The 12,823-nt window shown below is 50.7% G+C and carries 14 protein-coding genes; 8 read left to right on the top strand and 6 right to left on the bottom strand.

Going from position 1 to position 12,823, the window contains the following annotated elements:
* From F557_RS19335 to F557_RS0108235, 3 genes are all read left to right on the top strand, one after another.
* On the top strand, window positions 1-352 hold a 352-nt coding region (locus tag F557_RS19335; RefSeq protein ID WP_019000824.1), incomplete at its 5' end, for an IS66 family transposase.
* Window positions 353-382: 30 nt separating this feature from the next.
* Window positions 383-1,300, top strand: a complete 918-nt coding sequence (gene hexR, locus F557_RS19330; protein WP_084761557.1) for a transcriptional regulator HexR — start codon at window positions 383-385, stop codon at window positions 1,298-1,300.
* Between the two features lie 35 nt (window positions 1,301-1,335).
* Complete coding sequence (locus F557_RS0108235) at window positions 1,336-3,558, top strand: hypothetical protein (RefSeq protein WP_019001763.1); 2,223 nt, start codon at window positions 1,336-1,338, stop codon at window positions 3,556-3,558.
* Window positions 3,559-3,627: 69 nt separating this feature from the next.
* On the opposite strand, the gene F557_RS0108230 is transcribed toward F557_RS0108235, so the two are convergent.
* A complete protein-coding gene (locus F557_RS0108230; protein ID WP_157617792.1) occupies window positions 3,628-4,284 on the bottom strand; it encodes a hypothetical protein in 657 nt (218 codons plus the stop codon).
* 190 nt (window positions 4,285-4,474) lie between these two features.
* Here F557_RS0108230 and F557_RS21180 point away from each other — a divergent pair, with 190 nt between their 5' ends.
* The gene (locus tag F557_RS21180) at window positions 4,475-5,554 is read left to right on the top strand and encodes a zinc-ribbon domain-containing protein (protein WP_019001761.1); all 1,080 of its coding nucleotides are present in this window, start codon (window positions 4,475-4,477) and stop codon (window positions 5,552-5,554) included.
* Between the two features lie 150 nt (window positions 5,555-5,704).
* On the opposite strand, the gene F557_RS0108215 is transcribed toward F557_RS21180, so the two are convergent.
* From F557_RS0108215 to thrS, 5 genes are all read right to left on the bottom strand, one after another.
* A complete protein-coding gene (locus tag F557_RS0108215) occupies window positions 5,705-6,082 on the bottom strand; it encodes a hypothetical protein (protein WP_019001759.1) in 378 nt (125 codons plus the stop codon).
* A gap of 79 nt (window positions 6,083-6,161) precedes the next feature.
* Entirely contained in the window at window positions 6,162-6,521 is a 360-nt protein-coding gene (rplT, locus tag F557_RS0108210; protein ID WP_019001758.1) for a 50S ribosomal protein L20, read from the bottom strand.
* Between the two features lie 19 nt (window positions 6,522-6,540).
* Window positions 6,541-6,735: a 50S ribosomal protein L35 gene (rpmI, locus tag F557_RS0108205; RefSeq protein ID WP_019001757.1), complete on the bottom strand. Its 195-nt coding sequence runs from the start codon at window positions 6,733-6,735 to the stop codon at window positions 6,541-6,543.
* 73 nt (window positions 6,736-6,808) lie between these two features.
* Window positions 6,809-7,378 carry a translation initiation factor IF-3 gene (gene infC, locus F557_RS0108200; protein WP_019001756.1) on the bottom strand — a complete coding sequence of 190 codons (570 nt, stop codon included), beginning with the start codon at window positions 7,376-7,378 and terminating at the stop codon, window positions 6,809-6,811.
* On the bottom strand, window positions 7,359-9,296 hold the full coding sequence (gene thrS / locus F557_RS0108195) for a threonine--tRNA ligase (protein WP_026297820.1): 1,938 nt from the start codon (window positions 9,294-9,296) through the stop codon (window positions 7,359-7,361). The genes infC and thrS overlap by 20 nt, the downstream gene beginning before the upstream one ends.
* 375 nt (window positions 9,297-9,671) lie before the next feature.
* Here thrS and F557_RS0108185 point away from each other — a divergent pair, with 375 nt between their 5' ends.
* The 4 genes from F557_RS0108185 to F557_RS22235 all read left to right on the top strand — a co-directional run bounded on the left by F557_RS0108185 (window position 9,672) and on the right by F557_RS22235 (window position 12,812).
* Window positions 9,672-11,408 carry a PP2C family protein-serine/threonine phosphatase gene (locus tag F557_RS0108185; protein WP_019001753.1) on the top strand — a complete coding sequence of 579 codons (1,737 nt, stop codon included), beginning with the start codon at window positions 9,672-9,674 and terminating at the stop codon, window positions 11,406-11,408.
* A 17-nt stretch (window positions 11,409-11,425) separates the two neighbouring features.
* A complete protein-coding gene (locus tag F557_RS0108180) occupies window positions 11,426-11,827 on the top strand; it encodes an ATP-binding protein (RefSeq protein WP_019001752.1) in 402 nt (133 codons plus the stop codon).
* Window positions 11,828-11,907: 80 nt separating this feature from the next.
* Entirely contained in the window at window positions 11,908-12,168 is a 261-nt protein-coding gene (locus F557_RS0108175) for an anti-sigma factor antagonist (RefSeq protein ID WP_019001751.1), read from the top strand.
* 488 nt (window positions 12,169-12,656) lie between these two features.
* Window positions 12,657-12,812: a hypothetical protein gene (locus tag F557_RS22235; RefSeq protein ID WP_019001748.1), complete on the top strand. Its 156-nt coding sequence runs from the start codon at window positions 12,657-12,659 to the stop codon at window positions 12,810-12,812.
* The last annotated feature ends 11 nt before the right edge of the window (window positions 12,813-12,823 follow it).

Raw genomic sequence — 12,823 nt, 5'->3', positions numbered from 1 at the left:
TAAAGCGGTCAAGTACTCTCACAATCAGTGGGAAAAATTCACCAGAATTCTGGAGGACGGCTCTATTCCTCTGGATAACTCGGCCGCCGAGAGAGCTATTCGTGACTTTGCAGTGCTGAGACATTCAATGCCCAGCGGATTTGGCTCTATTGAGGGAGCTAAGTCTACGGCTGTGTTTTCATCATTTCACGAAACCTGCAAAATCCATGGAGTTGACCTGGAAGATTACCTTGAATTTCTGTTCAGATATATGGGTATTCACAGAGACGAACTGAAAGATGAATCGCTGTCTGATGAAAGAAGAAATACTATTCTTGAGCAGGCAATGCCATGGAAATTTAAGAAGGCCTAAAGTGCTGACTTTAGACCTAATACGAATTTTCTGGATTCCATATTTGACAGATATGATTCCCTGAGCCGTACCGAAAAGAAAATCGCTGATGCGGTGAAGGCTGATCCCCACTCGGTAATCAGCTCCAGCATTGCCAGTCTGGCAAAGCTGGCTGACGTATCAGAACCCTCCGTGCACAGATTCTGCCAGCATCTCAACCTCAAGGGCTTTCCGGAATTCAAGCTCAGACTGGCTCAGAGCATAGCCAAGGGAACCCCTTACGTGAATATTCATGTAGAGGCCAACGATACCACCGAAAACTACACCAAAAAGATCTTCGAGGCTTCCATTTCCGCGCTGACCGAAGCCCAGAAGAGTCTTGACATCTATGTCATCAAAAGATGCGTGGACATTCTGAGCTGTGCCAAGAAAATCACCTTCTGCGGTCTGGGATCCAGTGCCGTGGTGGCTCATGACATGATGAACAAGTTCTTCCGGTTCAACATTCCCTGCAACTATTTCGAGGATCCGGTGATGATGCTGATGAGCGCAGCCAATTCCAATCTCGAAGAGGTATTCATCCTGATCTCCCACACGGGACGCACCAAGGATCTGGTGGATGTCGCCACCCTGGCCCGCAGCCGCAACGCCACTGTCATCGGAATGACCTCCAAAAACTCCCCGCTGGCCGAGGAATGCACGCTGGTACTGTCCATGAACATTCCCGAGGATACAGACATATATATCCCCATGGCCTCCCAGCTGGCCCAGCTTACCATGGTTGACGTGCTGGCCACGGGTCTCATACTCAGAAAGGGGCCGCAGTTCATTGAAAGTCTCAAGAAGGTCAAGGAAGGCATTCAGGAATCGCGCTTTGCCCCGGGAGCAACGCATACCGCCTCTGCCGCTGCTCCCGCTGAAAACATTGCTGCCGGACAGCGATCTCAGGCCGGGGAACGCCCGGCGTAGCCCGCTGCCGGATCTGATAAACAGGAGTACTGTCGATGTCCCGTATTCTGGCAATCATGGATTCCAGCTGGCTGTACCGTTTTAAAATCCTCGGTTCCGTCATCATTCCCTGGAGCGACGCTCTGGAATTTTCGGACACTCTTCCGGTGCCGGAGGACTATCTGGAGCTTCTGAAAAGCATCAGCATCCCCCGCCGGGGCTACATAACGAAGATTTTTCTGATTATCAATATCACCCGGGCCTACAGCTACGATGAAAGTCTGGACGTCAGCATAAGCGAGGTGGAATTTCTGGTAGCTATGGACGAAGTCGCCCAGGACAAGCTCGGTCAGAAATGGCCGGAGTTCCATTTTGAGGTGCTTCCGAAAAATTTTCTGAAGGGGCAGAACTACGAATTTCAGGTCCTGGATCGTCAGGCCCGCATGGGAGCGGCGGCCGCCCTGATACTTCTGGGCATCGCTCCTGCTCCCGACTGCATCACCGAACAGGCCCTCCTGGACATGGCTCCGGACATTTCCGATTCAGTAATGATGGGAATCCGGCTCCATTCCCTGAAACGCCACTACTATACCACCGGCTACAATGAAAGAACCCTGATGTCGCTGGTTATTTCCTACGTCAGAGATTCCTCCTTCGGCTATCCGGAAACAGATGCCGGATTCTGTTTTGACATCATGGACATCTTTCACTACCTCGTGAACCGCGGAGACATCACTCCGCCGTCTCATGACAAGGCCTCGTTCAACACCGTAATTCTTAACGAACTCCGTGAGCTTCAGAAAAGTGCTCCCGATATGGCAATTCTGGATCTCATCGGCGCCATGGAAAAGCTGCCCGGCTGCCAGCGCATCATTAACGTGTTCAGCAACCTTTCCGACAACATGCCGCTCATCCCCTTCTTTTATCTCAAGGCCATCAGCCAGATCCGGGGCAAAAAGAAGCGCTGGAATCAGAAATTTATCACCGGCCTCGCCACCTGGCTCTCCAATGACCGGGAAAAGGAATGCTTCGCCACCATTCTGGGAGCTGCCATGGGCTTTGAAAAGCTCTCACTCCCTCTGTACCGCTTTCTGTCAGTCAGCATCATCAGCGACTGCGAGGATCCCAACACCTGCATTGCCGGGTCCACCGGAAAGCTTGAGGATGAAAATTTCCTTAATGTTGATGATTTCGACCACGATTCCCCGCTGGCCGCAGCAAATCCTGAAGAGAGCTCCGCCGGCGACAGTACGGCAGCCCCGGATCAGACCGGCAGTGTCAAGGATGGCAGAACTGCCTCCGCTGACAATCCCGATGCCTGCTCCTTTCTGGATTACCGCAATTACAGCCAGACCATGGAAGACGGGAATCCGGAGCTTCTTAATGTATTCAGCATCAGATTTTCTGAAAATGATCAGGAATTTGATCTCCCGGAGTTCATCAATACCGACGACACCTTTAATGCATTTATGTCCGATGACGAGGAACCGGACGCCTTTTCAGACGACAGGACATTTCGGGGCGGCAGCTTTCCGGAGGAGGCACCGGTTTCAGCGGCGATTCTGGACATCGGAAGCTCCAGAAAGGAAAATCTGAAAAATGCAGAGGAAGCCCCCGAAGACCGCTTTGCCGTCATGTTTCCGGTTCCCTTTGTTACCGGTCAGAAGAGCGTCCCCCCCTACTGCCGGGCCAGTATGGATGCCCTGAGCCAGGCGCTGCAGATTACCCACAATATGTCGGAGATCTCGGATGCCGAGCTCCGGGACTCCGTGCTGAGCCTTATCGAAACCGAGGCCCCGGTGCGGAGAGAGTTTCTTCTGGCCAGACTCCGTCTTATTGCCCGGCGCAACAAGACGCCCTTCAGAAAGGGGCAGGAGGAGCTCAAAATTCAGAATCTGATAAGTCAGGTCATTTCCGAAAACGGATATATCACCGACAGCGAAGGATTTATCTACCGGCGGAAGCAGTTTGTCCATGCCCGCTCCCGCAATCTGGCAGACTCCCGGGGGGACAGTACCGTTTCCGATTATCTCCGGAGTCCCGAAAACATTTCCCGGGCTGAAATCGCCGCCGCCTACTATGCCGCCAAAAGCTCCGGAAACCTTCTTATTAACGACATTACCATTCAGGACATTATAGACATCTTCCACCTGAAATCCCGGGGAGAAAAGGCTCAGGAAAACCTGAAAAGAATTCAGGAGGTCATGGAAGCTCTTGCTGCCATCCCGGACATCAAAAAGGCGCTGCAGGAACACTATGCAGCCCACCGGGAAAAATAGCAGAATTGCCTCTTCCGGACACCGCGCACCTCCGGGATCGCCGGAATTCCGGAAATTATTCTGCCGCTTTTACCGCCCCTGCTGCTGGTTCCGCTCTGGGATAGCGGGGACATACTCATCCGGAAGAGAGAGTCCGCGCTTCATCATGGCAGCGGCATAATCAGGGTTTTTCAGGCGGTTACGGGAATTCCGCACCTCCTCTTTGGTAACCCCTCTTTCAGCCAGAAATACAGACAGTATGGATATAACGGTTGCCGGTCCCATAAACAGCGGAAAGCACGGCAAGGGAACAGCCCCCAGAAGCCCCGCTCCCAGAATCAGGATTCCGCCTGCCGCCATACCGCAAGGGATGTACTTCATAAATGAGAGATCCGCAGTTTTTTCAGCAAGGGCCGGTTCCTGGCAGTTCGGCCTGAAATATACCAGTCCGCAGCGGGGACAGCGGGCAAAAACGGCACGGGGATATTTTTTCCCGCAAGGGCCGCACGATTTAAGACACTTCTCGCTGAGTGCATTATCGCAGTGCGGACAATAAGCCGGATCGTACCATTTTCTGAAAAAATGAAAGCTTGCCGGACGGTACGGCAGAGCCTGCTCCAGCTCCTCCGGGGTAAAATCCCTGTCCAAACTCCTGGAATCTGACATAATATCCCCCTGATTAGCCCATTCCGGCTGTTTTTCCTTCCAAAACACGGCACGGCGTGCTGCAATTGTGATCCTTGCCACTTTCATAACCTGAAATATTTCCCTAACCTGCATCACAGGACAGGATTTCGCTACAATTGCTGCAGGACTGGCCTAAAACGCTTCTCTCAAAACATACTGCCGGGACGTAATCCTGATGATACGGAAATAAATACCTCCCGGTATCATTGATTCCAATCCAGAATACAGTTCATTCAAAGGACAAGCAAATATGAAATGCCCACGTTGTAACGCCGAACTTCCAAATCAGAACTCCGCGTTCTGTCCGTATTGCGGACAGTCTCTGCAGGCTTCCCAGCCGGTAAACGGCAATCCCTACGGCAATCCCTATGCCGGAAATAACCAGCCCTTCCGGGATTCCTCATACCAGAACCCGGGAAACAGTCCGTCACCGGAGGAGTTCCAGTCTGCCATGAAAGGGCTCAACACGATGGTTGTTCTGACCATCGTAACGCTGGTGCTGATGTTCGTGCCCTACCTGAACATCATAAGCTGGGTACTGCTCCTGATTATACTCATTATGTCTCTGTTTCTCACCGACCGGACGAAGAGAATTTTTGACAAAGCCGGCTACCCGGTGTACTCGCTGATTGTCGCCGGCATTAAAACCAAGTGCAAAATTCTGCTGGGAATCCAGGTTCTGTACTTTATTGGCGGTTTTGCTTTAGGTTTTGCCTCAGCGGTTTCACCCGAGGCCGGATCTGAAAACGCGACACTGATACTCGGAACCTGTGCCGTATTTATCATTATCTCCATAATAGCCCTGTTCCTGCAGATTTACTGCTTTGTCCGGCTGTTTACCGTCAAAAACGCGATTACACAGCTGTCTGTGGGCGTAGCCATTCCTGAAAAGCCGGGCAGGGCTGCGGTAATATGGGCTGTCTGCGGTGTAACCCTGCTGATAGGCATAGCCGTAGTCGGAATTGTTGCCGCCATTGCCCTTCCGGCATACGCCAAATATATGAGCAGAGCCCGCTTTAGCGAGATAACCGCTGGCGCTGACGGTGTACGCCGGGCCGTGGAGCTCTGCTACCTCGAGAACGGGAGCCTTGACAGGTGCAGTACCGGCAAGGGGGTGCAGGGAAATGGCTGGATACTCGCAAATCCAGAAGACTACAGCACCAAATACATTGCCCGTATTGAGGTTAAAAAAGGCGTGATTACTGCTACCGCCATTCAGGCGAACGGACTCAGGGGAAGCACCATAATATATGTTCCCGAGCCTCATGGAAAAACTCTGAACTGGAAGACAAGCGAGAGATCTACCTGCAAGCATAATGATCTCTGCTAATTAAAAAGCCGGAATCCTCCCTGCCAGCACAGAGAGAAACAATTCCGGATGAGAATCCTCATATAAGGTTCTTAAAAGAATGAAGGCGCCATCTCCGGCGCCTTTTTTATCGTATTCACGGCCCAAAAAAAGGCCGGAAATCCGCAGTTACTAATCTTCCTTCTTCTCTCCAAAGGCCTGGTCAAGAGCATCCTGGGTAGCCTTTAGACTGTCGTCAAGCGCCCCCTTGACCTGCTTCTTGGCGTTGTCAATCTGATCCCGGACATAGTTGTGGGCAAAGCTGTTCAGCTGATCCGGATTCTTGCCGCAGATATCACGGTCCATTCCGGAGCTGAAGGTGATCATATTCTTGACCTTCAGAAACTTCTCCACGTCAGCGGCATCACCGGCATTACGTTTCCGGATTTCCCCGATAACCTCCTTAAGACTTGACTGATAGGCCTCCTCAGAAGAGCAGTCCACCTGAGGCTGACAGCCGGCAAGCAGGAACAGCGCAGCTATTCCGGATAATACAGCTATGAATTTCATAATTTTCCTTCCCCAAATACAAAAAAAGAAGGAGAACACATGTTCTCCCCCTCTCTCAGCTAATTAAAAACCTGTAGCATTATGCTGCCAGTGCACTCTTTGCCTTCTCAACAAGAACAGCAAAGGTGGACTTGTCATATACTGCTATGTTGGCGAGGATCTTACGATCGATTTCGATAGAAGCCTTCTTAAGACCGCAGACAAATCTGCTGTAAGAAAGGCCGCACTGACGGGCAGCAGCGTTGATACGAACTACCCACAGCTGACGGAACTGACGCTTCTTCTGACGACGATCGCGATAAGCATACTGACCGGCTTTGGTAACAGCCTGCACTGCCACACGGTAAGTACGGGAACGAGCACCGTAATAACCCTTGGCAGCCTTTAAGATCTTCTTGTGACGTGCACGAGCGGTAACACCGCGTTTAACTCTTGCCATTTTCGACTACTCCTTCCCTTTATGCGTACGGTAACAGATTTACAATGTTGCGCAGATCAGACTTGTGAACTGCAGACATAGCACGTAAATGACGCTTACGCTTGGTGGACTTCTTTGTCAGAATATGACGGTGGTTACAGTGTTTGCACTTGAAGCCGTTAGCGGTCTTCTTGAAACGCTTGTGCGCACCCTTATCGGTTTTAATTTTAGGCATTGTATAAAAACTCCGCATTGTTAAAAACACACGACAGACTCGGTGATCCCAGGATACTTGCAAACCTGATCTGTCACTTCTTCTTCGGCGCAAAAACCATCATGGCCTGCCGCCCTTCAAACTTCGAAGTGCTTTCGACCACTGCAAGACCCCGTTCCTCACAAAGTTCTTTTTCAATACGCTTCATGATATCCAGTCCGATGTCCTGATGGGTCATCTCCCGGCCACGGAATCTTACAGTAACTTTGGCTTTGTCGCCATCCTCAAGAAAGCGAACCAGGTTGCGTAGTTTTACCTGGTAATCGCCTTCGTCAGTTCCAGGACGGAATTTGATTTCCTTGACCTGAACCTGCTTTTGTTTCTTCTTCTGCTCCTTCAGAGCCTTGCTTTTCTCGTAAAGATACTTGCCATAGTCCATTATCTTGCAGACAGGAGGATTGGCACTGGGGCTGATTTCCACCAGATCCACACCTTCCCTTTCAGCTATCTCCCGGGCAGCGCTCGGGCTCATTACCCCCAGCTGACTGCCGTCTGCACCGATAACGCGGATCTCGCGACATCTGATTTCGTCGTTTATCCGGGTTTTGTTGGCCACCTGCTTGTTGCCAGTTTTCTTGACGTTATTAATGGTCTTTCTCCTCACGATTTACTAAGCCGCGCGAAATGATATCCTTTTTAATATAAGAAATCAAGTCCTCAATTGAAAAAGCTCCTAAATCCTTGCCGCTTCTGGTTCTCAGGGCCACCGTGCCGGATTCAACCTCCTTGGCGCCGCAGACCAGCATAAAGGGAACTCTCATCATGGTATGCTCGCGTACCTTATAGCCAACCTTCTCGTTTCGGAGATCGGTCTTGACTCTGATACCGGCCTGATCCAGGGTATCAGCCACCTGTCTGACATAATCAGCCTGATCATCGGTAATACCCATTACCACTGCCTGCACCGGAGCCAGCCAGGTAGGAAATGCGCCGGCGTACTGCTCGGTAAGGATTCCGATAAATCTCTCCAGGGAACCCAGAACGGCACGGTGAATCATTATCGGGGTATGCTCCTTGCCATCCTCGGCAATATACTTGGCACCGAGACGATCCGGCAGGAAGAAGTCCAGCTGCACCGTACCGCACTGCCAGGCTCTGCCCAGACAGTCGTGCAGGGTAAACTCAATCTTCGGGCCGTAGAAGGCACCCTCACCCGGCTGGTACTCAAATTCCAGCCCGTTCTGTCTCAGAGCCTCGGCCAGATCCTTTTCAGCCTGCTCCCACATGGCATCATCGCCAATACGCTTTTCGGGACGGGTGGACAGCTTGATATCAATCTTCTCGAAATTGAAATTCGAGTAGATGTCATAGACCATCCTGATGCAGCCGCTCACCTCAGACATAATCTGGTTTTCGGCACAGAAAATATGAGCATCATCCTGGGTGAAGCCGCGAACGCGCATAAGTCCGTGCAGCGCGCCGGAGGGCTCGTTGCGGTGGCAGCTTCCAAACTCGGCCATCCTTATGGGAAGATCTCTGTAGGAACGCAGCCGGGAATTAAAAATCTGAATATGGCCCGGACAGTTCATGGGCTTTATGGCATATTCCCGGTTTTCGGACTTGGTGGTAAACATGTTTTCGGCATACTTGTCCCAGTGCCCGGAGCGCACCCAGAGGGAACGGTCCATCATTCGGGGAGTATTAACCTCAATGTACCTGTACTGATGCAGCTTCTCGCGCACAAAATTCTCCAGAATCCGGAAAATGGTCCATCCGTCATTGTGCCAGAACACCAGTCCCGGAGCCTCCTGCTGCAGATGGAACAGATCCTGCCGGGGACCGATCTTGCGGTGATCGCGCTTGGCAGCCTCCTCCAGACGCTGCAGATATGCCTGAAGCTCCTTCTTGTCTGCCCAGGCGGTACCGTAAATACGCTGCAGCATCTTGTTGTTGGAATCGCCGCGCCAGTAGGCACCGGCAATCTTGAGAATCTTGAAGTTTCTCAGGAAACGGGAATTCGGCACATGAGGACCGCGGCACATATCGATATAGTTCTCATGATGGTAAAGAGCCGGATGGTCATCATGAGAAATATTTTCTTCCAGAATCAGCTTTTTGTAAGGTTCGTTTCTTTCGTCAAACACCTCGTGAGCCCGATCCCAGGAAACCACTTCCTTGATTACGGGATAGTTCTTCTCGGCGCACTCGTACATCTTCTTTTCCAGAGTCGCCAGATCCTCTTCGGTCAGGCTGTGATCGAGATCCACATCGTAGTAAAAGCCGTCCTCGATTACAGGTCCGATAGCCATCTGGGTTTCCGGCCAGAGGGACTTTATTGCCTGTCCCAGAAGATGGGCGCAGGAGTGTCTGATAATATCGATGCCTTCCTTGTCCTTCGGAGTGATAATGCAGAGGGAGCAGTCCTCTGAAATTACCTCGCAGGCATCTACAGGTTTACCGTTTACCTTCCCAGCGACACAGGACTTGGCTAAACCAGCACCAATGCTCTCTGCCACCTCGTAAACAGTTACAGGCTTATCAAAATTTCTAATGCTTCCGTCAGGAAGAGTAATTGCAGGCATTTGCACAACCTCACGCATGCCGGTACAGACCAAGTACCAGTGCACGCTTCTTACAAAAAAAGGGGAACCCCCGGATCCGGAAGAAAAACTTCCACCAAAAATATTAAAACAGCTGACAACTATAGTAGGGTACAGGGACGGTGTCAAGAGCGACGCTAAAGCATGCGTCACCGGCATATGTGCAGTTCCCCGGCTTAAATCGGAAACAGTGTGTTAAAATATTGGTGTTCCGCAGCTCATCCCGGTTGCTGCGGGCTTCCAGGAACAATCCGGCAATACAGCCGTCTCATATTCGTACAGACGCAAGGTTGAGAAAGGAGTTCGGCTCTCATCCCCGCCTCTCAGAAGCAGCGGGTTCCGGGCCTAGATTACTTTATGAAGATTGATTTTAAGTGGCTGAGACATCAGCTTTTAGTGGTTTTCGCCTGCGGTCTTTTCTATTTCGCCCTGTCGGTGCCGTTTATAGATTTTTTACGTCTTTCTGAAACCACCGAGGTCCGCCCCTACTGCGTGCTTCCTTTTTTTCTGTCCGTGGTTTACGGCCTTCCGGGAGCTATCGGCACCGCTATCGGAAACGTCTTTTCCGACATGTACTACGGAGGCATGGATTACCGGATATACTTTCTCGGATTCAATTTCCAGCTCATCTACGGGTACGGCGGCTCCTGTCTCTGGAAATACCTGCGACGCCGGGACAGCAATATTTTCCGTCTCGACAAGGTTTCCAAAATTGCCCAGTACCTGCTGATTATTCTTCTGATGAGCATTGTCATAACCGTCATGGTATGGGCTACTCTCTACAGCTTTTACAGCCTGCCGTTTTTCGGAGTCGGCTTTCTGAGCACTTTACTGAACCACCTGATATTCTTCATTGTCCCGGGAATTCCGTTTTTCGTCATATATTCCTATTACCTCCAGAAAAACAATCCGGCGGCGCGCCCGGCAGACGGAAAAACCTATCTCTTCACCCTTACAGAAAAGTTTATCCTCTTTTTCCTCCTGATTTCCCTGATTATTTCCCTCATTGTTTCTGCCGGTGCCTATATTTTCTTCACCTCCTACAATCTCTATGATCAGACCACGATGTGGAGCTACATTTACATCATAAGCGGCATAACGCTCTATGTCTGTCTCTGGCCCACCCTTATCGTGCTTCGGAACGTGGAAAACCAGATTTCAAGTCCTATCGAGGATATGGCCGCCATCGGCAGGCATTTCGGCGAGCTGAATGATATCGGTGCCGAGATTAAGATGATTAAATCCGTTACCGAACAGTACGTCGTATTCAATTCCGAAGTGGGAACCATGGCCAAATCATTCCAGACCATGTCTCATAAAATCGAGGAATACATTCTGAAGCTCACCACCATATCCAAAGAGCAGACCCGGGTAGCAACGCAGCTGAACATCGCCAGAGATATCCAGAACGGAGTCTTTCCGGATCCTCTGACATTTCCGGAAGCGGATTTCCACGCTGCGATCCGGCCGGCGCTGCAGGTAGGCGGCGATTTCTATGACTACTTCAGAATCGGGGAAAACAAGGTGGGCTTTGTTATTGCCGATGTTTCCGGAAAAGGTATCCCCGCCTCGCTGTTCATGATGATCTCCAAAATCATCATTCAGCAGAACCTGGAGAACGGTCTTACCCCGGGCCAGGCCCTGACGAAATCCAATAACGAAATCTGCCGCAATAACCGGGCCGACATGTTCGTCACCGTCTTCTGCGCCAGACTGGATCTTAAAACCGGAGTTCTGGAATATTCCAGTGCCGGACATGACCATCCCATAGTTTCCATAAACAACGGAGATTTCACAATATTGCAGAATAAAACCGGCTTTGTCCTTGGGGAGATAGAAGATGTCAGCTATACTGATGCGGCTCTTCAGCTAAATCGAGGAGATATTGTTTTTGTTTACACAGACGGGGTTCCTGAAGCAGTTAACAATGACAATGAGCAGTTTGGATTCGAAAGAATGGTATCATCGCTTAACGCCTCCCGCGATAAAAGCATGAAGGAACTGTGCGAAAACATGGGGAAAGCCATTGACGATTTCTCTGGCGAAGCCCAGCAGTTTGACGATATTACCATGCTTGCGATCAGGAAAAACTGATATTACGGAGCAGTCCCATGATTGTTGAAAAAGAATTCAATTCCGACATAGAGTCCCTGAACGACATTCAGGATTTCATCAGCCAGACGGCTAAGAACTGCGATATTCCCGAGAATATCATTCTGAGACTTAATATATGCACGGATGAAATTGTATCGAACATTATAAAATTCAGCGAAGCCCGGACGCTTTCCCTGAAATTTGTCTCCGGTGATGACGGGCGATCTTTCTGTTCCATATCCTATATCGATAACGGAAAGCCCTTCAATCCGGTCACCGAAGCAAAGGAGCTTGATACCTCCGTACCGCTGGAAGATCGCGAGGAAGGCGGGATGGGAGTTTTTATTGTCAAAAAGATGACAAAATCCGTTACATATGAAAGGGACGGAAACCTTAACATATTTACCATCAGCATCTAGCCCTGATCCTGCGAGCGCTTTAATAAAAAGATACGGTGAGACGCTCTGCTTCAGGTGTTTTATATTCTGGGAGAATAAAAATGGAATTAACCGGAAGAATCGAAACCTCCAATGCCGAGGAATGGAAAGAAAAAATAGTTGCCGGTATTCCGGAAAGCGGAGACTATGTACTGGAGTGCAGCGGACTTTCGTACATTTCCTCCTCCGGCATTCGTATTATCATAAAGGTCTACAAGGAACTGAAGAAGCGCGGCGACAGACTGATCATCAGCAACGTTTCGCCGGCGGTAATGGAAGTGCTGGATCTCACCGGAGTGTCCGAATTCGTTACTTTTAATTAGACTGCCTCTTCTGACCGGAAGGTACTGCTTCCGGGAAAAACGGACGTCCGGAGAATATCCGGCCGGCCGTTTTTTTGGCGCTGTGACCGGCCGGGATTTTTATACCAGAAAACCGATCCGCCCGGTCTCCGGACATCAGGAACCGGAATCCGGCCCCCTCCGGTATCTCAGGGCCCGCTATAAAAATGACATGAGAGCGCTGATCACCCCAAAATAAGCAGGCAGAATATTACCGCCTGAATAACTGCATAAAACTCACCTTCCGCCGGGACTCCGGGGGTGGCGGGAGTTCTTTCAGCTTCCTTGCGGATCTTCATTCTGTGCTGCCGCACGGCGATAATCCCCGCTATCAGGGAATATCAGTGCCAGGGAAATACCTCCTAGCGGGGGAACCTCCAGAACGCAAATCAGTACAAATACCAGCCCTGCTACCAGAAGCAGGAGCAGGATATAGCTGCTAAAGCAGCGGTCTTCTCCGGAGATTCCTCATGAAAAGACCAGTAATCAGAAATGCGCTTCAGGGCTGTCTCCTCATAGCCTGTTCCAGCCCCCGCCAAAAGAGAATTCCGTCCGGTACTGCCGGCCGCGATAATGATAAACACCGCAGCGGGGAACTGACGCCGGCCCCGGAGAAAAAAAAGTAGCCCTCCGGCCC

Source organism: Succinimonas amylolytica DSM 2873 (assembly GCF_000378405.1).
In the GTDB taxonomy this organism is placed as follows: domain Bacteria; phylum Pseudomonadota; class Gammaproteobacteria; order Enterobacterales; family Succinivibrionaceae; genus Succinimonas; species Succinimonas amylolytica.
This window is presented reverse-complemented; position numbering and strand designations above follow the sequence as displayed.